A 19,653-nucleotide genomic window follows, 5' to 3' on the forward strand; every position below is an offset into this window, starting at 1 on the left:
CCTTTTTATTAACAGTCACACGCCGAGAAACTGATCGGCGATTTGGGAATCGAGCGCGGGCATCGGGCCAGTCCAGACCGAGCGTCCACGTTCGAGAATAACGGCGTGATCCGCGACGCGGCGCAGCTCGGCGAGGGATTTATCCACCACCAGCAGCGCCAGCCCGCTGTCACGTTTCAACTGGGCCACAGCAGCCCAGATTTCTTGGCGCACCACGGGGGCAAGCCCTTCGGTCGCCTCGTCCAGCAGCAGCAATTTCGGGTTGGTCATCAGCGCCCGGCCAATCGCCAACATCTGCTGCTCGCCGCCCGAAAGCGAGCCTGCCGCCTGATCGCGCCGTTCGCCCAGACGGGGGAAAAGCGCGACAACCCGCGCCTCATCCCATTCACCGGGACGCGCGGCGGCGATGAGGTTTTCATGCACCGTGAGCGGCGCGAAACAGCGCCGACCTTCCGGCACCAGACCCACCCCCGCCTGCGCAGCGCGGAAACTGGGCAGACCGCCAATGTCGCGCCCGTCAAACGTCACGCTGCCGCCACTGTGCTTCAGCATCCGGCAGATCACTTTGATGGTTGAGGATTTGCCCATCCCATTGCGCCCCATCAGCGCGCAGACCTCGCCTTCCTTCAGCACCAGATCAACGCCGAACAGCGCCTGCGTCGGGCCGTAGGACGCGGTGATGCCTTTTAGGTCTAGCAAGCTCATGCTGCGTCCTCCTCGCCCAGATAGGCAACACGCACCTGTGGGTCCGCCTTGATCTCGGCCGCGGTGCCGCTGGCGATGATCTGGCCATAGACGAGCACCGAAATACGATCCGCGAGGGCGAAAACCGCATCCATGTCATGTTCCACCAACAAGATCGGCGCTTCTTGCCGGAGCGTATCAAGAAACCCTGTCATTTCCTTTGATCCACTCGCCCCAAGGCCCGCCATCGGTTCATCCATCAAAAACACCTTTGGCCGCAGGGTCAGCGCCACGGCGACCTCTAGCTGCCGCCGCTGGCCGTGAGAAAGGTCCGCCGTACGCTTGGCCGCATGGTCCGCCAGCCCCACCAGTTCCAACGCGCGCATCGCCTCGGCCCGCAGTTCTGCCTGTCGCATCACCGGCGCGAAGAAGCGCATCACCCGGCCCGATTGCCCAAGCGCGCCCAGCACCGCGTTTTGCAGCACGGTATATTCCATCGCGAGCGAAGAGATTTGAAACGTCCGCCCCAGCCCCGCCCGCGCACGCTGCACGGTGCTCAGGGGCGTCACGTCCTGCCCCGCGAAATGAACCGTGCCACTGTCTGAGCGTAGCCCGCCAGCGATCTGTTTGATCAGCGTCGACTTGCCCGCGCCATTGGGGCCGATCAGTGCGTGGATCTCACCCTTGCGCAGGGTCAGCGATACATTGTCAGTCGCCTTCAACGCACCAAAGCTTTTGTGCAGGTTGCGTATGTCCAAAAGCGCCTCAGTCATCTGTTCGGGCATCTGTTCAGTCATGGGCCACCTCCCGTCCGGCGATCAGGCCAATCATGCCGCCACGGGCAAAGAGCACGACCAGCAGCAACAGCAGCCCCAGATAGATGTGCCAGAACTCGCTTAAGCCCCCCAAAACATGCTCAAGCAAGATAAACAGCGCCGCTCCGGCCACTGGGCCAAAGAGCCGCCCCACCCCGCCGAGGATCACAAAGACCATGATTTCCCCGCTCGTCTGCCAAGAGAACATCGTCGGGCTAACGAACCGGTTGAGGTCAGCAAAAAGCGCCCCCGCCAGCCCTGTGACCGCGCCAGAGATCACAAAGGCCACCAGCCGCAGCCGGAAGGGCGCAAGGCCCACGGCCTCTACCCGCTCGGCGTTTTGCCGCGCCGCCGACAGCGCCAGCCCGAAGGGTGCGCGGGCCAGTCGACCGACAAAGAAAAGGACCACAGCTAGGATCGCAAAAGCAACAGCAAAAAACGTCAGCGGATCAAGCGTGTTCAACCCCGGAAACCCGTTGCGCACATAGATCGACAGACCGTCTTCGCCGCCATAGGCAGGCCAAGAGATCGCAAAATAGAACAGCATCTGCCCAAAGGCGAGCGTGAGCATGATGAAGTATACGCCAGAGGTGCGCAGGCTCAGCGCCCCGATCAGCAGCGCCGCAAGGGCCGAGACCACCAGCGCCACCAACCAGATCACCGGCATAGACTTGGTGCCCTCAATCAAAATGGGGCTTTCCATCAGCGGCGTATAACTCTGCGCGTGAGCCGCCAGTATGCCCATGGCATAGCCACCAAGGCCAAAGAATGCCGCGTGGCCAAAGCTGACCAGCCCGCCGAGGCCAAGCGCGATGTTCAGCCCAACCCCCGCCAGCGCAAGGATTGCAGCCTTGGTCGCCAGCGTGATGATGAACGGCTCATCCAGCGCAAAGGCCGCAAGTGCCGTGGCGGGCAGCAGCAGAAAGAGGAAGGTGTTAAGAATGGTTTCGCGGGTCATCTCACGCCTCCCCAAAGAGGCCGGTGGGTTTGAACAGCAAAACCCCCGCCATCAAAATATAGATCGACATGGATGCCAGCGAAGAGCCTACGGATGTGGCCGCCGACGCCTCCATGAAATTGGCAAAGAACAGCGGCAGCAGGACTGACCCCAGCGTGTCTGTCAGCCCCACCAGCAGCGCCCCAATGAGCGCGCCTTTAATCGAGCCGATGCCGCCGATGACGATGACCACAAAAGCGAGGATTAGCACCGGCTCGCCCATGCCCACCTGCACCGATTGAATGGCCCCCACCAGCGCGCCGGCAAGCCCGGCCAGCGCCGCCCCGAGCGCGAAGATCAGTGTGTAGAGCTTGGCGATATCGACGCCAAGCGCTGCGATCATCTCGCGATCCGCCTCGCCTGCGCGGATTTGGATGCCGATGCGGGTCCGCGCGATCAGCAAAAACAGCCCCGCGGCAATCACCAACCCGACACCGATGATGACCAAACGGTAGAGCGGATATTGAATGCCCCCGGGCAGCATCACCGGGCCGGACAGCGCCGAGGGAATTTCGAGAAACAGCGGGAAGGAGCCGAACAGAAACCGCGTCCCTTCCGAGAAAATCAGGATTAAGGCAAAGGTGGCCAGCACTTGATCAAGGTGGTCGCGGTCATAGAGCCTGCGGATCACCGTCATCTCAATGAGACAGCCAGCCAAAGCAGCCGCCGCCAAGGCCGCCACCAGCGCCAGCAGGAATGACCCCGTCGCCGCAGCGACAGCCGCAGCCGCAAAAGCGCCGACCATATAAAGCGATCCATGAGCGAGGTTAATCAGCCCCATGACCCCGAAGATGAGCGTCAGCCCCGCTGCCATCAAGAACAGCATGACCCCGGATTGAACCCCGTTTAACACCTGTTCGATTAGCAGGATGAATGACATTTAGCAAAGTCTCCCGGCGCGCCGGACACGTGGCCCGGCGTGTAAGTGGTGAAATGTCGGCCCCGGCGCGAGATCTGCGTCGGGGCCGCGCGGGATTACATTTTGCAGTCAGCCGCGTAGGCGTCAGCATGATCCGTCAGCGAGGGGCCGATGAGCTTGTTGGTGTAAACATCGCCCTCTTTCACCACTTCACGCACGTAGTAATCTTGGATCGGGTGCTGGTTGTTACCAAAGCTGAACTTGCCCCGCACGGAGGCGAAATCCGCCTCCTTCAAGGCCGCTTGGAAGGCATCGGCGTCAGAGACATCCGCCTTGCCCATCGCGCTCAGCAGCAGGTTCGCGGTGTCGTAGCCTTGGCTCGCGTAAAGCGATGGCAAACGGTCGTATTCTTCTTGGAACGCGGCCACGAACTCTTTGTTGGCCTCGTTGTCCAAGTCCTTGTTCCACTGGCTGGTGTTCTTGATGCCAAGGGCGGCTTCGCCCACAGCCTGCAAGATGCCTTGGTCAAAGCTGAAGGCCGGGCCAACAACGGGCAGATCAACGCCGGAGTTGGCGTATTGTTTGAGGAAGGAAATCCCCATGCCGCCGGGCAAGAAGAAGAAGACGCTATCCGCACCTGACGCACGGATCTGCGCGATCTGGGCGGCGTAGTCGGTCTGGCCCAGATCAGTGTAAACCTCACCCGCAGCTTCGCCCTCATAGGTGCGCTTATAGCCCGTCAGCGCATCCTTGCCCGCTGGATAGTTCGGCGCCAGCATGAAGGTGTTCTTGTACCCTGCGTCATTGGCGTAAGCGCCCGCTGCCTCATGCAGGTTGTCGTTCTGCCATGCGACGTTGAAGTAAAGCTTGTTACAGCCTTTGCCTGCCAGCGCCGAAGGGCCAGCGTTAGGGCTAAGGTAGAACTTGCCCTGCGCGGTCGCTGCTGGCACGACGGCCATGGCGAGGTTCGACCAAATGATCCCGGTCAGCACGTCGACCTTCTCGGACTGGATCATCTTGTCAGCAAGCTGCACGGCGATCTCGGGTTTGCGCTGGTCGTCCTCGACAACGACCTCAAGGTTCTCATTTCCAGCCATTTTCGTGGCCAGCATGAACCCGTCGCGCACGTCGATGCCAAGGCCCGCGCCGCCGCCTGATAGGGTGGTGATCATACCGACCTTCACCTTGCCGCCTTCGGCCCATGCGCCGCCCGCCGCCAGTGCCGCGACCGAGGCCGCCATCACAAAAGACTTCATCTTCATTTTATTCTCCCTTGGTTGGTTTGAGCCTCTTTGATGGGCCCGTTCTGTTGGGTCGTATCGCCAGCTTAACGAGGGGAATTGACCCTGTCAGGTCACCCTCGCGCGGGTCTTGTATTTTTCGTCATCCCAAAGCCGATTTACCATCACATCGCGGATAATCGCGACGGCTTTGGATACGTCGGAGGCATCGAGATAGAGCGGCGTGAAGCCAAAACGCATGATGTCCGGCGCGCGGAAGTCGCCGATCACGCCTCGGTCAATCACGGCCTGCATCGCGGCGTAGCCTTCTTCAAAGCGGAAGGAGACTTGGCTGCCACGCTCCGCACTGTTGCGCGGGCTGGCGAGGGTCAGCTGCGGCACGTCACGCTCAATCTCTTCGATGAACTGCTCCTGCAGCGCGATCGAGGCCGCGCGCAGGTCTTGCATGTCCACATCGGCCCAAAGCTCCATCGCCACTTCCAGCGCGGTCAGTTGGATCACCGGCGGCGTGCCAACGCGCATCCGCTCAATGCCCTGCCCGGGTTTGTATTCCAGATCAAAGGCAAAGGGCTGCCGGTGCCCCAGCCACCCGGCCAGTGCCGGTTGCACGCTGTCGGCCAAATCAGACCGCACATAGATGAACCCCGGTGCGCCCGGCCCGCCGTTGAGGTATTTATAGGTGCAGCCGACCGCAAACTCACAGTTGCTGCCCGCCAGATCAACCGGCAACGCGCCCGCGGAATGCGCCAGATCCCAGATCATCACAGCACCGCTGGCGTGGGTTAGTTCGGTCATCGCTTTCATGTCATGCTTGCGCCCGGTGCGGTAATCGACCTCGGTCAGCATCACCGCCGCGATGTCTTCATTGATCGCGTCTTTCACCTCTTCAGGCGCTACGGTGCGCAACTCGTACCCCTGCTCCAGCAGCCCCACCAAGCCTTCGGCCATATAAAGGTCCGACGGGAAGTTGCCGGTGTCCGACAAGATCACCTTGCGACCGGGGCGCAGTTTGACCGCCGAGGCCAGCGCTTGAAACACCTTGATCGACAGTGTGTCGCCCATCACGACCGACCCTTCCGGCGCACCGACGATCCCGGCGACCATATTGCCGACGCGCGTGGGCTGTTCCATCCACCCGGCTTGGTTCCAGCCGCGGATCAGCATTTCACCCCATTCAGCGGTAATCATCTCCTGCACCCGCGCCGCTGCGGCCTTGGGCAGCGGCCCCAGCGAGTTGCCGTCGAGGTAGATCACGCCCTCAGGCAGGATAAACTGATCTTTCTTCAATACGTCAGACACTTACAGTGCTCCTCTCACATGCCAAAGCTCGGGGAAAAGTTCCACTTCGAGCATTTTACGCAGATAGGTCACGCCCGACGTGCCCCCGGTGCCGCGCTTGAAACCGATTATGCGTTCCACGGTGGTGACGTGGTTGAACCGCCAGCGCCGGAAATAGTCTTCGAGATCGACGAGCTTTTCCGCCAATTCATAGAGTTCCCAATGGGTTGTCGGGTCTTCATAAACCTTCTGCCACAGGTCTTGTACCTCTGGCCGGGCCTCCCAAGCCTTCGGCTCTGGGCTGCCTGCGAGGGACGGCGCCCCCATCCGTTCACACAGCAAATCAATCGCCACCTGATAAAGGCTGGGCTGCTCCATCTCAGCCACAAGTTCGGCATGGGGTTCTGGCGTATGCTCATGCAGCTTGGTCAGCGCGGCGATACGGTTGCCAAGTAGGTACTCAATCAAGCGGTATTGGTACGACTGAAACCCCGACGATGCACCTAGATACGGACGGAATTGTGTATATTCGCTCGGCGTCATCGTACGCAGCACATCCCACGCGGAGTTAAGCTGCTCAAAGATTCGCGCAACACGGGTCAACATCTTGAAACTTTGGCGTAATTCCCCGGCTTGCAGCGCCTTACGGCAGGCGGTCAATTCATGGATCGCAAGCTTCATCCACAACTCTGACGTCTGATGCTGGATGATAAACAACAACCCGTCATGCGCCATATCCAGCGGGTTTTTAGTGGTCAGAATTTGATCCAACCCCAGATAATCGCCATAGGACTTATCCTTGGCGAAACTCATCTTCGCGCCTTTGGAGGCTTCGTCAAACGTACTCATTTACCCTCTCTCAACGCAAAACGCTGAATTTTTCCGGTCGCAGTCTTGGGCAGTTCCTTGATAAAGCGAATGTCGCGCGGGTATTTATAGGGCGCGATTGTTGCTTTAACGTGGTCCTGCAATGTTTTGATTGTATTGGCATCTTCTGGCGCTCCGTCAACCAGAACCACATGCGCCTGCACGATAGACCCACGCGCTTCGTCCGGCGCGGCGACGACGCCGCATTCGCTCACCATCGGGTGGCTCAGCAATGCCGCTTCAACCTCTGGCCCGGCGATATTGTAACCGGAACTGATGATCATATCGTCGTTGCGGGCTGCGAAATGAAGATAGCCGTCCTCGTCCATTGTGAAGCTGTCGCCGGTGATGTTCCAGCCGTCCTTGACGTAGTCAGCCTGCCGGGCATCGCCCAGATAGCGACAGCCGATAGGCCCGCGCACAGCCAAACGCCCTACCTCGCCGCGCGGCACCTCATTCCCGTCGGCGTCGATCACCCGCGCTTCATAGCCCGTGACAGGTCTCCCGGTACAAGCAGCGCGGTGGTCATCAAACCGGTTGGAGATGAAGATATGCAACATCTCTGTGGCGCCGATCCCGTCGAGCATGGGTTTACCGGTCTTCTCCTTCCATTCATGATAGACCGGTGCGGGCAATGTCTCCCCGGCAGAAACAGCGGCGCGGAGACTGCTAAGGTCCGCACCCTCTTCCATCGCCTGCAACATCGCGCGGTAGGCCGTGGGCGCGGTGAAACAGACCGTCGCCTTATATTTCTCAATAATCTCAATCATATTGGGCGGACTGGCTGTTTCCAGCAGCGTCGCCGCGGCCCCGAAACGGAGCGGGAAAACCGCAAGCCCACCAAGGCCGAAGGTAAAGGCCAAAGGCGGCGAGCCGACAAAGACATCCTCAGGCGTAACCCCCAGAACCTCACGCGCATAGCCGTCCGCAATAATCAAAAGATCGCGGTGAAAATGCATTGTTGCTTTGGGGTTACCAGTCGTTCCTGAAGTAAACCCAAGCAGCGCCACATCGTCCTGCGCGGTATCTGCGGCCTCAAACTGCACCGGCTTTTCGAGCGCCAAACGGTCAAGCTCTGCATCATGGTTGCTGGTGCCGTCAAAGCCCACAACCGTTTTCAGAAATTTCGACGACTTCGCGCAGGTCGTCATCTCATCCATCAGCCGCGTGTCACAAAGCGCGTGGCTGATCTCGGCTTTATCGACAATCGCCGACAACTCGCCTGCGCGCAGCATCGGCATGGTGTTGACGACCACCGCACCCGCCTTGGTCGCGGCCAGCCAACAAGCCACCATCGCCGGGTTGTTCGCCGAGCGGATGAGCACCCGGTTGCCCGGCTTTAACCCCAGATCATCCACCATCGCGCGGGCCAGTCGGTTGGTCCAATCGGCGAGTTCTTTGTAGGTGCGCCGCCGCCCGTTGCCGATCAACGCTGTGCGGTCCCCGAACCCTTTTTCCACCATGGAATCAGTTAGTTCAACGCCAATATTCAAGCGCTCTAGATAGTCGAACTTCTCAAGCAAAAGGTCCGGCCATTGGGCAAACGGCGGCAGGTTATCACGGGCGAATGTGTCTTCATGCCCGGTCGGGTGCAGCTTCATGTCATGGCTCCCAATGTCTGGCGGGCGATCACCACACGTTGCACGTCTGACGCGCCTTCGTAAATGCGCAAGGCCCTGATTTCACGGTAAAGGCGCTCGACGGCCTCACCATGTCGCACACCGTCGCCCCCGTGCAATTGAACAGCTGTGTCGATGACCTTTTGCGCCTGATCGGTGGCAAAGAGCTTGGCCATTGCCGCCTCCCGCGTCACACGCGGTGCGCCGCTGTCTTTGGTCCAAGCAGCGCGGTAGACGAGCAAGGCGGCGGCATCTACGTCCACGGCCATGTCAGCGATATGGCCCTGAACCAGCTGCAACTCACTCAGCGGCGCGCCCTGCACATGCCGGCTGGTGACCCGCGCCAGCGCTTCGTCCAGCGCACGGCGGGCAAAGCCCAGTGCGGCAGCGGCCACGGTGGAACGAAACACATCCAGCACCGACATGGCGATGGCAAAGCCGCGTCCCGCTTCGCCCAAAAGCGCCGAGCCGGGCAGCTTCACGCCGTCAAAATGCAGCGTAGCGAGCGGATGCGGTGCCATAACCTCGAGCCGTTCCTCGACCTTGAGACCCGGCGTATCGGCGGGCACGATGAACGCCGACAGCCCCTTGGCCCCCGGTGCCTCTCCGGTGCGCGCAAACACGGTATAGACATTCGCGATGCCACCGTTGGAAATCCACGTCTTGCGCCCGTCGAGCACATAGCCGTTACCGTCAGCCTTGGCCGTCATGGTGGAGTTTGCCACGTCGGATCCAGACTGCGGTTCGGTCAATGCGAAGGCCGAGATCGCCTGCCCCGAGCGCGTCTTGGGCAGCCATTCGGCCTTTTGCTCGCCCGTCCCGAAAAGCGAGATCGCCCCGGTGCCAAGCCCCTGCATCGCAAAGGCGAAATCAGCCAGCCCGTCATGACGTGCCAGCGTCTCGCGGATCAGACAGAGAGAGCGCACATCTAGCACCTCATCGCCCTCGGCGCCGCTGTGGCGCAGCCAGCCGTCTTGGCCCATCATCGTCACCAGATCGCGGCAGGCGCCATCGGTGTCGCTGTGATCCACGTTCTTCAGTTCTTGCCCAGCCCAGTCATCAAGCGCCAGCGCCAGTTCCTTGTGGCGCGGCTCAAAGAAGGGCCAGTCGAGAAAACTTTTGTCAGCCATGGTTTACGCCTCCCCGCGTTGTTTTGTCATTTGGCGTGTTGTTATTGGCTCAGTCCCCTTCAAAGACTGGGCGTTCCTTCGCAACGAATGCGTTATAAGCGCGCTCAAAATCGCCGGTCTGCATGCAGATTGCCTGCGCCTGCGCCTCGGCTTCAATGGCCTGTTCGATGGACATGGCCCATTCTTGGGCCAGCATCGTTTTGGTCATCATATGCGCGAAATTTGGGCCCGCTTGGATTTTCTGCGCCAGCTTCAGCGCTTCCTCTTCCAGCGTTTCGGCCGTCACCAGACGGTTGTAGAAGCCCCAGCGTTCGCCCTCTTCAGCCGTCATCGCCCGCCCGGTGTAGAGCAGTTCGGCAGCCCGCGTCTGGCCGATGATGCGCGGCAGGATCGCGCAAGCGCCCATGTCGCAGCCTGCAAGACCGACGCGGGTGAAAAGGAAGGCCGTCTTGGCTTCCGCCGTTGCCAGCCGCAGGTCAGAGGCCATAGCGATGATCGCGCCCGCGCCGACGCAGACCCCATCCACAGCGGCGATAACCGGCTTGCCGCAATTCACAATCGCCTTGACCAAATCGCCGGTCATACGGGTAAATCGCAACAGTTCCTTCATGTTCATCCGGGTCAAAGGCCCAATGATATCATGGACATCGCCACCGGAGCTAAAGTTACCCCCGTTGGAGCCGAAGATCACAACATCGACATCATCGGCATAGACCAGATCGCGGAACCAATCCCGCAGCTCAGCGTAGCTGTCGAAGGTCAGCGGGTTTTTCCGGTCGGGCCGGTCGAGCCGCACGGTGGCGATCCGGTCTTTGATCTCGCATTGAAAGTGCTTCACATCACTGCGCATGGGCTTTTTCCTCTTTTTCCGTTTCGGCGGCGAAAGCCTGCAGGCGGGCCGCCATAGCGCGGGCTTCCTCGGGGGAGACGCCGCGCAGTTTTTCGTTGATCCAATGTTCATGTGCCTGCGCTTGAAGCGCGAATTCGGCAGCCCCTTCGGGCGTAAGGCGCAGCATCATAGCACGGCGGTCGCCGGGCACGGGGATGCGTTCCACCAGCCCCTCTTCGCTCAACCGGTCCGCGATGCCGGTGACATTACCGTTAGACACCCGCAGCACACCGGAAAGCTGGCTCATCTTCAGCCCCTCCGGATGCCGTGAGAGCGCCGACATCACATCGAAGCGCGGCAGCGTGGTATTGTGTTCGCGGCGCAGCGTGTCGCGCAACTCTTGCTCAAGGCCGCGCACGACTTTCAGCAGCCGCAGCCAGAGGCGCACGCGATCTTTGGCCGCGCTGCTCACACCTCGCCCCCCGACAGCGACAGCGCGTGGCCGTTGACCGAAGCGGCGGCGTCCGACAGCAGATAAAGCGCCGCGGCGGCGACTTCCGAGGTTTCGACAAAGCGGTTTTGCGGGCTGGCGCGTTTCAGGATGGCGCGGGCCTCATCGGCGCATTTACCGGTGGTGGCAGTGATGTTCTCGACCGAACGCTCCAGCAGTGGCGTGTCAATGAAACCGGGGCAAATAGCGTTCACGGTGATCCCGGAGCGCGCCACTTCCAGCGCCAGCGCGCGCGTGAGCCCGACCACGCCGTGTTTCGCCGCGACATAGCCCGCAACGTAAGGATAGCCCTTGAGCCCGGCGGTGGAGGCGACGGCGATGAGCCGACCCTGTTTGGCCTCTTTCATATCCGCCAGCGCCGCCTGCCAGACGTTAAAAACGCCGGTGACGTTGACCGCCAGCATGTCGCTCATGTCCTGCGCGGTGATCTTGTGGAAGGGCGCGGAATGGGCCGCGCCCGCATTGGCGATGACCCCGGTGATGGGGCCATTTTCCGCACGGGCGGCGGCAAAGGCATCGGCCACGGCCTGCGCATCGGTCACGTCACAGGTCTGAAACGGCAGGCCCTGTTCGCGCAGTGGCGCTTCACGGCGGCCCATGATGGTGACTTTGGCGCCATTGGCGGCCACGGCGCGGGCAATCTCTGCCCCGACGCCAGAGCCGCCGCCGGTGATGATCACATGGCTCATACTTTCTCCATCTCTGCGGCACGGTCCGCCAGACGCCAAGCCTGATCGCGGCCCGGCCCGTAGGGCAGCGGCCAGTCGGCATGGCGGTCGCCAATTGCGGCGGCGGCATGCAGCGTCCAGTAAGGATCGGCGAGATGCGGACGGGCAAGACAGACCAGATCGGCACGGCCCGCCATCAAGATCGAATTGACGTGGTCCGCTTCAAAGATGTTGCCCACCGCCATGGTCTTGATCCCGCCGTCGTTGCGGATGCGGTCGCTGAAGGGGGTCTGGAACATGCGGCCATAGACCGGCTTGGCTTGTTTCGAGGTCTGGCCTGCGGACACATCGATGATATCGGCCCCCGCCTCGCTGAACATGCGGGCTATTTCAACGGCTTCTTCGGGGGTAACGCCGTCTTCTTCGACCCAGTCGTTTGCGGAGATACGCACTGCCATCGGCTTCCCTTCGGGCCATGCGTCGCGCATCGCTTTGAACACTTCCAGTGAGTAGCGCATGCGGTTTTCCAGGCTGCCGCCGTATTCATCGTCGCGCTGGTTCGACAGGGGCGAGATGAACGACGAAATCAGATAACCGTGCGCCGCGTGCAGCTCAACCATGTCGAAATTGGCGCGCTCGGCCATGCGGGTGGCTTCGACGAATTCGTCGCGGATCGTGTCCATGTCGTCGCGGGTCGCGGCCTTTGGCACGGCGTTGTTTTCCGACCACGGGATCGCGGAGGCCGATATGATGTCCCAGTTGCCGGCTTTCAGCGGCGCGTCCATCTCTTCCCAGCCGAGCTGTGTCGAGCCTTTGCGCCCCGAGTGGCCGATCTGGCAGCAGATTTTAGCATCCGTTTCGGCATGGACGAATTCGGTCAAACGCTGCCACGCAGCCTCATGTTCGGGCGCGTAAAGGCCCGGGCAGCCCGGCGTGATGCGGCCCTCGGGCGAGACGCAGGTCATCTCGGTATAGACCAGCCCTGCCCCGCCCTTGGCGCGTTCGGCGTAGTGGATCAGGTGCCAATCGGTCGGGCAGCCATCGACGGCCTTGTACTGCGCCATCGGCGAGACGACGATACGGTTCTCAAGCTTCATGTCACGCAGCTGAAACGGCGCGAACATCGGCGCACGCACCGGGCCGTTGCTGTCGGCGCCCGCCTGTTCGAGGAACCATTTCTCGGCCCCTTCCAACCACTTGGCATCGCGTTCGCGCAGGTTCTCGTGGCTGATCCGCTGGCTGCGGGTCAGCATGGAGTAGTTGAGCTGCACCGGGTCAAGGTCGAGATAGCGCTCGACATCTTCAAACCATTCAACCGAGTTGCGCGCCGCCGATTGCAGACGCAGTACCTCAAGGCGGCGGGCTTCTTCGTATTTCTCAAAGGCGGTGGGCAGGTCCGCATCATCGCTAACGTGCTTGGCCAGTGAGATCGCAGACTCCAGCGCCAGTTTCGTGCCCGACCCGATCGAGAAATGCGCCGTGGCCGAGGCATCGCCCAAGAGCACGACATTCTCATGACTCCACTTTTCACAAAGCACGCGGGGGAACTTGATCCAAGCCGAGCCGCGGATGTGGCTGGCATTGGTCATCAGCTTATGGCCGCCGAGGTGGTCTTTGAAGATTTCTTCGCAGATCGCGATGGTTTCTTCCTGGGTTTTTTCGCCGAAGCCGTAAGCGTCAAAGGTCTCTTGGCTGCATTCCACGATGAAAGTCGCCGTGTCCTTGTCGAACTGATAGGCGTGGACCCAAATCCAGCCTTTGTCGGTCTGTTCAAAGATGAAGGTAAAGGCGTTGTCGAATTTTTGATGCGTGCCGAGCCAGACAAAGGGGCAGCGGCGCACGTCAATGTCGGGCTGGAACGTATCTTCGAACTCCATCCGGGTTTTGGAGTTCAGCCCGTCGGCAGCGACCACCAGATCGTAGTCATCCATATAGTCAGACGCGGCTTTCACTTCGCTTTCAAACTGAAGGTTCACCCCCAGTTCGCGCGCCCGTTCTTGCAAGATCAGCAGCAACCGTTTGCGGCCGATGCCACAGAAACCGTGCCCAGTGCTGTGGATCACATGGCCCTTATGATGCAGGGCAATATCGTCCCAATAGGCGAAATGGCTGCGGATCTCTTTGGCAGATACCGGGTCGTTAGCCTCAAGGTTATCGAGCGTCTCATCCGAGAGCACAACGCCCCACCCGAAAGTGTCATCGGCGCGGTTACGCTCCATCACGGTCACATCGGCGTCGGGCTGGCGCAGCTTTAGCGAAATCGCAAAGTACAGCCCCGCAGGACCACCGCCAAGACAGATTGCACGCATCGAAATTCCCCTCTGGTTCGGTTTGGAGGGAGCGTAAGCCGAGTCGCTTTTTCGTTCAAGAGTAAATATTTTAGGCTTAAAGTAATATCGGCAAGACGGCGGGCAGAAGGATTGAACCCAAGGGTCACAGGGCCTATGGCAGACAGGAGATTCACGACGAAGGGCGGCAAAATGACGGATGTGAGCAAGGCAGACTGGCTGGCCGTAGAGGTACAGGAGACCCGTTTGAACCTCTGGGCGATGCAGGGCAGCTCAGTCCTAGAGACCGCCACAGCGGATGGCGACGCCGCGCAGCAGTCCTCCGTTGAGGGGTTCGACGCGATACTGAAAACCCTCACCGCGCCGTGGCACCTGACCCGCCTGCCGACATTTGTGGCTGGGCTCTCTGCGGGCTGGGCCAATGCCACCCCCCGCGCGGTTCCTTGCAATGCGATTGCCCAAGCAACAACGCCCATTACAACAGAGAACTTCGACCTTCAGATTATCCCAGCCCTGCGCCAGCGTGAGCCAAGTGGGTTGCTGCAAGGGGCAGAGACGCGGATCGCGGGGTTTCTGAGCCTCAACAAGGATTGGGACGGGGTCATCTGCCTGCCGGGGGCGACTTCGGTTTGGGCCCAGATCAGCGCGGGCGAAGTGGTGAGCTTTCAGACCTTCCTGACCAGAGAATTGCTGGGCCACTTGGGCCAAGGCACCCCCGCCGAGGGCACCGCGCTGGACGACACGGCCTTCGACGACGCCCTCAGCGATGGGCTGTCGCGGCCCGAGCGTATGGCGGGACGGCTGGCCTCCATCCGTGCCGATCTGACATTGGGAGAGGTTCCGCCCCCCACCGCAGAGGCACGGTTGGCTGGCACACTTATCGGCGCAGAACTGGCGGCAGCGCGGCCATATTGGTTGGGACAAACCTTGGCGGTGATCAGCGCAGGCGGCGCGGCGCAGCTATACCTGCGGGCCTTGTCGCAGCAAGGCGCGCCCGCGACCGACACTGACGGCAGCCGCATGGCATTGGCCGGGATTTGCGCAGTGCGGCGGGCGGTCAATGGGGGCTAAGCACCCTGCCCGTCAGTCTTTCTTCTGTATATCCAGATTGACGAGGTCTTCGAGCATATCCAGCAGGTCTTCCATCCGCTGCTTGCCGAAACGCGCTTCGAAATCCGAAAACAACGCGGCGGCGGCGCCCGCATGGTCTTGCAGAATCTGCTGCCCCTGATCGGTGATCGTGACAATAGACTTGCGCCCGTCGTCTGGATCACTGGCACGGCTGAGCAGTCCCTCTTGCTCCATCGCGCGCAGCATCCGGGTCAGGCTGGGCAACAGCAAGCAGGCTTCTTGCGCCAGTGCAGTCTGCTCCATCGGGCCAGATTCGTCGACCACGCGCAGCACGCGGAACTTCTGTTCCGAGATGCCACTTTTGTTCAGAATTTCGCGGATTGGCCCCATCACCCTTTCGCGGGCGCGCAACAGCGCGATCGGCAGGGTACGGGCCGTGCGGCGCAGGGGGGGCATTGTGGCCATTCTTGACGGTTTCCTGATCGCTACTTACCAAGTCAATTACCGCCCCTTAGGGCGTGACGATCACCATAACCGCTGTAATGCCATTCTTGAAGAGGCGATGCAGAGCGGGACTATAGTGAGACAATACAACAACAAGGGGCAGGAAATGCGCAACAAAACCAACACACAGAACCACGGGAGCCGCGCATGAACTGGGAAGACTTCCGCCATTGGGGCCGCCGCGCGGCTGATTGGGCCGCAGATTATCACGCGGGCCTGCGCAGCCGCCCGGTGCGCGCACAGGTCACCCCCGGCGCGGTGCTCTCTGCCCTGCCCGACACCCCGCCCGAAGGGGCCGAGGCGATGCAGGCAATCTTTGACGATTTTGAGCAGACCATCATGCCCGGCATGACCCATTGGCAGCACCCCCGGTTCTTTGCCTATTTCCCGGCCAATGCGGCCCCGGTTTCGGTGTTGGCGGAATATTTCGTCTCTGCCATCGCGGCGCAGTGCATGCTGTGGCAGACCTCTCCGGCGGCGACCGAATTGGAAACCCGCGTCTGCGACTGGATGCGCCAAGCCATCGGCCTGCCCGATGGCTTTACCGGGGTGATCCAAGACAGCGCCAGCTCCGCCACGCTTTGCGCCGTGCTGACCATGCGCGAACGGACGCTGGATTGGCAGGGCAACAAAGCGGGGCTTTCCGGTCAGCCGCGCCTGCGGGTCTATTGCTCAGCAGAGGTGCACACCTCCATCGACCGGGCCATCTGGATCGCGGGATTGGGCGAAGAGAACCTTGTCCGCATCCCGACCCACGGCCCAACCCGCGCGATGGATGCAGACGCCTTGCGCGCCGCCATCACCGCCGATCGCGCAGCAGGGCATCTGCCTGCGGGTATCATCGCCTGCACTGGCGGCACCAGCGCGGGCGCAAGTGACGACATTGCCGCCGTGATGGATGTGGCCGAGGCGGAAGGGCTTTATACCCATGTCGACGCGGCTTGGGCCGGATCGGCGATGATCTGCCCTGAGTTCCGCAGCCTCTGGGCCGGGGTGGAGCGTGCCGATTCCGTGGTGATGAACCCCCATAAATGGCTGGGTGCGCAGTTTGATTGCACGACCCACTTCCTGCGTGACCCCGAGGATTTGGTCCGCACGCTGGCGATCCAGCCGGAGTATCTGAAAACCCACGGCGCGGATGGGATCGTTAACTATTCCGAATGGTCGGTGCCACTGGGTCGCCGTTTTCGGGCGCTGAAACTATGGTTCCTGATCCGTGCGCATGGGCTGGAAGGGCTGCGTGAGATGATCCGCAACCATGTGGCATGGGCGCAGGATTTGGCCGCACGGCTGGAGCAGACGGAAGGCTTTGAGATTGTCACGCAACCGATGCTATCGCTCTTCACTTTCCGCCATTTGGCGACGGAAGCAGACCTAGACGCGCATAACCAAGACCTGCTCAATCGCATCAACGAAGATGGCCGCATCTACCTTACCCAAACCCGCATCGACGGGGCGCTGGTCATCCGTTTCCAAGCGGGCGCTTTCACCGCCACGGCCGAGGATGTGGCCATGGCCTATGACGTGATCACCGAATTGGCCGGTGCAGACTAAGCCTTAGGGCGTGATAAAGGTGACACCCGGCATGGCGCGGATGATCTCGACATCCGCGTCATAAAGCGCAGTCATCTGCTCGACCAACTCTTCGGTCCAGCCGGGCATGTCGAGCTCTTCTTCGATCTCTTCTTCGAGCGCGTATTTGTCGAGAAAAGCGGTAATCACCCGCCGTTTCTGCGCCTCAGACATCTCAGGGTGCGTGTCGACATAGCTGCGAAAACGCCGCATCCCCTCTTCGGACATGATGGCATGCAGCAGATCAAAGCCGCCTTTGATCTTTGTCTCAGGTGCCAATCCGGCCATGTCGCGGATGATCTGCGCCCAGATCAGCGGCGCGTCTTCGTTGCACCAAATTGTAATTGGGACATCCGGTGCCGCCTCGCGCAGCTGGCTAATTGTTTCGGACCACCGCAGGTCTTCCGGGCCCCGCTCGCCCCAGAACGCCGCCGAGGTTTTATCTGCTGCTTTTTCATATAGCACGGGCACCAGCGACGCCGGGTTTCGAATCGCCATAAAGATGCTGATCTCATCTTCGGGGAAAAGCTGCGCCATGCGCAGCATCCGCACAGGCGCTGCCGAATATAGCATCCCCTGCTGCAGGGCCGTCGCCGGAGAGCGGAAGAAATTGGCATCCGACAGGATCACACGGTTTGCCGTCCCATCATCCAAAAACGCATCCAGCAATACATCACGCGCCACACCCGACGGCTCGGCTTTGTGCATGGCGTTGAGCGTGTCGCGAAACAGGTTGCGGTAGGTGCTGGGCCCCGGCACCTTGATCCCCGCTTTGGCAAGATCATCTTGGTTACGCAGCAGGCACTTAAGCAGCCGCTCGTCTTCTGTGAAATGGACGCCTGTGTGCAAAACGAGCTGCATGATACTCCGCTCAACCGCTAAAACCTTGGCGTTGAATAGCCCGTCCCGTGGCCCGTGTAAAATCCGAAAGAAACCCGCATTTCTCCTCTTGCACCCCCCGCGTCCTTTCTCTAAATGAGCCCCCAGTGCCCCTATAGCTCAGCTGGTAGAGCAACTGATTTGTAATCAGTAGGTCCGCGGTTCGAGTCCGTGTGGGGGCACCACTTCTTCTGAATACCTTTAAACGCCCTATGCTTAGGCCCGTCTCGCGTGTTGATGATCCGCGCGACGTCTTCGGTCTTACTTTGCTATTGAGGGCAAGGCTGGGCGCCTTAAGGAGCCCTTCAGCGTACGCTTTGGTTTTAACCGCCGCGCCGCTTTTGCGTGTCGAAAAGACAGCGAAGAGTTAGTCAGCACCTGCTGCGCGCCGCTTCTGGGCGACGTGCCCCGAGGCGCTCTGTTGCGCTAGGCCAAGCGCGAAAGTCCTCCACGCCCCACCTGTTAAGCATTACTTACCACTTGAAATCTGCGCATCGGCCTTAAATTTGCCCATAGTGGAGCCCGTCAGTGGACCATCAAAGGAGCGCGCGATATGAATGCCACCCCTCTGGAAATGTCCCCTGATGAGGCGTTGAACCTTTTCACCGCGACCCGCAGCCGGACGCGGGCATTGGCGGCACCGCTCTGTCCCGAAGATATGATGCTGCAAAGTATGGAAGACGCCTCTCCGGTGAAATGGCATCTGGCGCATACGACGTGGTTCTTTGAAGAGTTCATCCTCAAACCGCGGGTTGCGGATTATAGGTCACCTGATGACCGTTTCGCCGTGCTGTTCAACTCTTACTATGTCCGAGCCGGGCCGCGCCATGCCCGTGACAAACGAGGATTGGTGTCGCGCCCGGACGGGGACGCCGTACGGGCCTACCGGGATCATGTCGAAAACAGTTTGAACGATTTAATGAACGCCAGCCGCGACGATTCACATGAGATCGCGCATCTGGTCGAACTGGGCTGTCACCACGAAATGCAGCATCAAGAACTTTTGATCACGGACCTGCTGCATGGGCTGAGCTTTAATCCCCTCCTGCCGACCTATAAAGACCCCGAGCCGCTTGCGGTGACCGATCAAACCCCCCTCAATTTCACGCGCCACGCGGGCGGCCTTATCGAAATTGGTCATGACGGACACGGTTTTGCCTATGATTGCGAAGGACCGCGGCACAAGACGTGGCTTGACCCTTATGAGATTGCCGACCGGCCGGTGACCAACCGCGAATGGATCGCCTTTATGGAGGATGGCGGCTACAGCGACGCGCGGCTTTGGCTGATGGAAGGTCATGCCGTTGCGCAGCGCGAAAGCTGGGAGCACCCGCTATATTGGTGGCGGCAGGATGACGAATGGTGGACCTTCAGCCTGCGCGGCCCCCAGCCCGTAGCACTTGACGCGCCCGTGGTACATGTCAGCTACTATGAGGCCGAAGCCTTTGCCCGTTGGGCCGGGGGCCGTTTGCCCACCGAAGCAGAGCATGAGGTCGCTTTTCGCGACGTGCCGATGGGCGGCAACTTGATGGGCGATGCGGGTGACCTTGGGCCGCTCCGGCCTTTGCCTGGACAGGGCATTTGGGGCGATGTTTGGGAGTGGACATCCTCTGACTTTGCCCCCTATCCCGGCTTCCGGCCGCCTGAAGGCGCTTTAGGTGAATACAACGGCAAGTTCATGGTCAACCAGCGCGTGCTGCGCGGTGGTTCCTGTGCCACGCCTAAAGATCAGCTGCGTCCCAGCTACCGGACGTTCTTTTATCCGCATCAACGCTGGCAGATGATGGGCCTGCGATTGGCCCGCGATGCGCGCTAGGCTTGGCTTAGCAACATGGACGCGC

Annotated in this window: 19 protein-coding genes and 1 tRNA gene; 5 read left to right on the top strand and 15 right to left on the bottom strand. The window is 60.8% G+C overall.

What is annotated here, in order from left to right; genetic code table 11:
* Nucleotides 1-15: 15 nt before the first annotated feature.
* The 13 genes from DSM14862_RS09365 to DSM14862_RS09425 form a co-directional block, all read right to left on the bottom strand.
* On the bottom strand, nucleotides 16-705 hold the full coding sequence (locus tag DSM14862_RS09365; RefSeq protein ID WP_007120021.1) for an ABC transporter ATP-binding protein: 690 nt from the start codon (nucleotides 703-705) through the stop codon (nucleotides 16-18).
* Complete coding sequence (locus DSM14862_RS09370; protein WP_040701378.1) at nucleotides 702-1,457, bottom strand: ABC transporter ATP-binding protein; 756 nt, start codon at nucleotides 1,455-1,457, stop codon at nucleotides 702-704. The genes DSM14862_RS09365 and DSM14862_RS09370 overlap by 4 nt, the downstream gene beginning before the upstream one ends.
* Before the next feature lie 16 nt (nucleotides 1,458-1,473).
* Nucleotides 1,474-2,457: a branched-chain amino acid ABC transporter permease gene (locus tag DSM14862_RS09375; RefSeq protein WP_007120023.1), complete on the bottom strand. Its 984-nt coding sequence runs from the start codon at nucleotides 2,455-2,457 to the stop codon at nucleotides 1,474-1,476.
* Between the two features lies 1 nt (nucleotide 2,458).
* Complete coding sequence (locus DSM14862_RS09380; protein WP_007120024.1) at nucleotides 2,459-3,376, bottom strand: branched-chain amino acid ABC transporter permease; 918 nt, start codon at nucleotides 3,374-3,376, stop codon at nucleotides 2,459-2,461.
* A gap of 95 nt (nucleotides 3,377-3,471) precedes the next feature.
* The gene (locus tag DSM14862_RS09385; protein WP_007120025.1) at nucleotides 3,472-4,617 is read right to left on the bottom strand and encodes an ABC transporter substrate-binding protein; all 1,146 of its coding nucleotides are present in this window, start codon (nucleotides 4,615-4,617) and stop codon (nucleotides 3,472-3,474) included.
* Nucleotides 4,618-4,704: 87 nt separating this feature from the next.
* On the bottom strand, nucleotides 4,705-5,895 hold the full coding sequence (gene kynU, locus DSM14862_RS09390) for a kynureninase (RefSeq protein WP_007120026.1): 1,191 nt from the start codon (nucleotides 5,893-5,895) through the stop codon (nucleotides 4,705-4,707).
* Nucleotides 5,896-6,723 (bottom strand): tryptophan 2,3-dioxygenase, encoded by an 828-nt coding sequence (locus DSM14862_RS09395; RefSeq protein ID WP_007120027.1) that lies wholly within the window; start codon nucleotides 6,721-6,723, stop codon nucleotides 5,896-5,898.
* On the bottom strand, nucleotides 6,720-8,342 hold the full coding sequence (locus tag DSM14862_RS09400) for an AMP-binding protein (protein WP_007120028.1): 1,623 nt from the start codon (nucleotides 8,340-8,342) through the stop codon (nucleotides 6,720-6,722). Before DSM14862_RS09400 ends, DSM14862_RS09395 begins: the two co-directional genes overlap by 4 nt.
* A complete protein-coding gene (locus DSM14862_RS09405; RefSeq protein WP_007120029.1) occupies nucleotides 8,339-9,490 on the bottom strand; it encodes an acyl-CoA dehydrogenase family protein in 1,152 nt (383 codons plus the stop codon). The genes DSM14862_RS09400 and DSM14862_RS09405 overlap by 4 nt, the downstream gene beginning before the upstream one ends.
* A 49-nt stretch (nucleotides 9,491-9,539) precedes the next feature.
* Nucleotides 9,540-10,340, bottom strand: coding sequence for an enoyl-CoA hydratase family protein (locus DSM14862_RS09410; RefSeq protein WP_007120030.1), 801 nt, complete (start codon nucleotides 10,338-10,340; stop codon nucleotides 9,540-9,542).
* Entirely contained in the window at nucleotides 10,330-10,791 is a 462-nt protein-coding gene (locus tag DSM14862_RS09415) for a MarR family winged helix-turn-helix transcriptional regulator (RefSeq protein WP_007120031.1), read from the bottom strand. The genes DSM14862_RS09410 and DSM14862_RS09415 overlap by 11 nt, the downstream gene beginning before the upstream one ends.
* Nucleotides 10,788-11,519 (bottom strand): SDR family NAD(P)-dependent oxidoreductase, encoded by a 732-nt coding sequence (locus DSM14862_RS09420; protein ID WP_007120032.1) that lies wholly within the window; start codon nucleotides 11,517-11,519, stop codon nucleotides 10,788-10,790. The genes DSM14862_RS09415 and DSM14862_RS09420 overlap by 4 nt, the downstream gene beginning before the upstream one ends.
* Nucleotides 11,516-13,807 (bottom strand): bifunctional salicylyl-CoA 5-hydroxylase/oxidoreductase, encoded by a 2,292-nt coding sequence (locus DSM14862_RS09425; RefSeq protein WP_007120033.1) that lies wholly within the window; start codon nucleotides 13,805-13,807, stop codon nucleotides 11,516-11,518. Before DSM14862_RS09425 ends, DSM14862_RS09420 begins: the two co-directional genes overlap by 4 nt.
* 171 nt (nucleotides 13,808-13,978) lie before the next feature.
* Between DSM14862_RS09425 and DSM14862_RS09430 the strand changes: the two genes are divergently transcribed.
* Nucleotides 13,979-14,857 carry a 2-dehydro-3-deoxygalactonokinase gene (locus tag DSM14862_RS09430; protein ID WP_007120034.1) on the top strand — a complete coding sequence of 293 codons (879 nt, stop codon included), beginning with the start codon at nucleotides 13,979-13,981 and terminating at the stop codon, nucleotides 14,855-14,857.
* Between the two features lie 12 nt (nucleotides 14,858-14,869).
* Here DSM14862_RS09430 and hpaR read toward each other — a convergent pair whose 3' ends face one another.
* On the bottom strand, nucleotides 14,870-15,322 hold the full coding sequence (gene hpaR / locus DSM14862_RS09435) for a homoprotocatechuate degradation operon regulator HpaR (RefSeq protein ID WP_243254227.1): 453 nt from the start codon (nucleotides 15,320-15,322) through the stop codon (nucleotides 14,870-14,872).
* Here hpaR and DSM14862_RS09440 point away from each other — a divergent pair.
* Together DSM14862_RS09440 and DSM14862_RS09445 are read left to right on the top strand one after the other, a co-directional pair.
* Entirely contained in the window at nucleotides 15,315-15,512 is a 198-nt protein-coding gene (locus DSM14862_RS09440) for a hypothetical protein (RefSeq protein ID WP_007120036.1), read from the top strand. The two genes, hpaR and DSM14862_RS09440, sit on opposite strands and share 8 nt — an antisense overlap.
* A complete protein-coding gene (locus tag DSM14862_RS09445) occupies nucleotides 15,509-16,915 on the top strand; it encodes a pyridoxal phosphate-dependent decarboxylase family protein (RefSeq protein ID WP_007120037.1) in 1,407 nt (468 codons plus the stop codon). Before DSM14862_RS09440 ends, DSM14862_RS09445 begins: the two co-directional genes overlap by 4 nt.
* 3 nt (nucleotides 16,916-16,918) lie before the next feature.
* Here the strand turns inward: DSM14862_RS09445 and DSM14862_RS09450 are convergent, their stop codons facing one another.
* The gene (locus DSM14862_RS09450) at nucleotides 16,919-17,794 is read right to left on the bottom strand and encodes a hypothetical protein (RefSeq protein ID WP_007120038.1); all 876 of its coding nucleotides are present in this window, start codon (nucleotides 17,792-17,794) and stop codon (nucleotides 16,919-16,921) included.
* A 127-nt stretch (nucleotides 17,795-17,921) separates the two neighbouring features.
* Here DSM14862_RS09450 and DSM14862_RS09455 point away from each other — a divergent pair.
* Both DSM14862_RS09455 and egtB read left to right on the top strand, forming a co-directional pair.
* A tRNA-Thr gene (locus DSM14862_RS09455) sits at nucleotides 17,922-17,997 on the top strand.
* Between the two features lie 368 nt (nucleotides 17,998-18,365).
* Complete coding sequence (gene egtB / locus DSM14862_RS09460; protein ID WP_007120039.1) at nucleotides 18,366-19,628, top strand: ergothioneine biosynthesis protein EgtB; 1,263 nt, start codon at nucleotides 18,366-18,368, stop codon at nucleotides 19,626-19,628.
* Nucleotides 19,629-19,653: the final 25 nt, after the last annotated feature.

Source organism: Sulfitobacter indolifex (assembly GCF_022788655.1).
GTDB classification, from domain to species: domain Bacteria; phylum Pseudomonadota; class Alphaproteobacteria; order Rhodobacterales; family Rhodobacteraceae; genus Sulfitobacter; species Sulfitobacter indolifex.

Coding starts and splice junctions, on each gene's coding strand:
- DSM14862_RS09365 (WP_007120021.1), bottom strand. CDS start 705: ATGAGCTTGCTAGACCTAAAAGGCATCACCGCGTCCTACGGCCCGACG.
- DSM14862_RS09370 (WP_040701378.1), bottom strand. CDS start 1,457: ATGACTGAGGCGCTTTTGGACATACGCAACCTGCACAAAAGCTTTGGT.
- DSM14862_RS09375 (WP_007120023.1), bottom strand. CDS start 2,457: ATGACCCGCGAAACCATTCTTAACACCTTCCTCTTTCTGCTGCTGCCC.
- DSM14862_RS09380 (WP_007120024.1), bottom strand. CDS start 3,376: ATGTCATTCATCCTGCTAATCGAACAGGTGTTAAACGGGGTTCAATCC.
- DSM14862_RS09385 (WP_007120025.1), bottom strand. CDS start 4,617: ATGAAGATGAAGTCTTTTGTGATGGCGGCCTCGGTCGCGGCACTGGCG.
- DSM14862_RS09395 (WP_007120027.1), bottom strand. CDS start 6,723: ATGAGTACGTTTGACGAAGCCTCCAAAGGCGCGAAGATGAGTTTCGCC.
- DSM14862_RS09400 (WP_007120028.1), bottom strand. CDS start 8,342: ATGAAGCTGCACCCGACCGGGCATGAAGACACATTCGCCCGTGATAAC.
- DSM14862_RS09405 (WP_007120029.1), bottom strand. CDS start 9,490: ATGGCTGACAAAAGTTTTCTCGACTGGCCCTTCTTTGAGCCGCGCCAC.
- DSM14862_RS09410 (WP_007120030.1), bottom strand. CDS start 10,340: ATGCGCAGTGATGTGAAGCACTTTCAATGCGAGATCAAAGACCGGATC.
- DSM14862_RS09420 (WP_007120032.1), bottom strand. CDS start 11,519: ATGAGCCATGTGATCATCACCGGCGGCGGCTCTGGCGTCGGGGCAGAG.
- DSM14862_RS09425 (WP_007120033.1), bottom strand. CDS start 13,807: ATGCGTGCAATCTGTCTTGGCGGTGGTCCTGCGGGGCTGTACTTTGCG.
- DSM14862_RS09430 (WP_007120034.1), top strand. CDS start 13,979: ATGACGGATGTGAGCAAGGCAGACTGGCTGGCCGTAGAGGTACAGGAG.
- hpaR (WP_243254227.1), bottom strand. CDS start 15,322: ATGGCCACAATGCCCCCCCTGCGCCGCACGGCCCGTACCCTGCCGATC.
- DSM14862_RS09445 (WP_007120037.1), top strand. CDS start 15,509: ATGAACTGGGAAGACTTCCGCCATTGGGGCCGCCGCGCGGCTGATTGG.
- DSM14862_RS09450 (WP_007120038.1), bottom strand. CDS start 17,794: ATGCAGCTCGTTTTGCACACAGGCGTCCATTTCACAGAAGACGAGCGG.
- egtB (WP_007120039.1), top strand. CDS start 18,366: ATGAATGCCACCCCTCTGGAAATGTCCCCTGATGAGGCGTTGAACCTT.